General features: G+C 44.4%; 1 protein-coding gene. It reads right to left on the bottom strand.

Annotated elements, in window-relative coordinates; all coding sequences use genetic code 11:
• A partial coding sequence (locus tag A3751_RS20850) for a 2Fe-2S iron-sulfur cluster-binding protein (RefSeq protein ID WP_231876954.1) occupies positions 1-297 on the bottom strand: 297 nt, incomplete at both ends.

The following is a 297-nucleotide window of genomic DNA, read 5'->3' as shown; positions in this document are numbered from 1 at the left end:
CATATCTACAACCAAGTCGCGAATAACTGGAAGACCCGGCAGTGGACGAATGACCAATTTACCCTTCTTCACCACCTCTGAAAGAGGAGTGATACATGCCAAACCATTCTTACCGTTCATGTTCAAACCATCAGAACCACAAACACCCTCGCGGCAAGAACGACGATAGGAAACAGAAGAGTCTTTCGCCTTGATAAGATGCAATACATCCAGAACCATCAAATCCTTACCTTCAGGAATCTCAACCTCAACATCTTCCATGTAAGGCACTTGGTCTTTCTCAGGATTGTATCGATA

The sequence above is a fragment of the Oleiphilus sp. HI0080 genome (assembly GCF_001635135.1).
The sequence above is the reverse complement of the archived record's forward strand: the minus strand, read 5'-3'. Positions and strand labels throughout refer to the sequence as shown.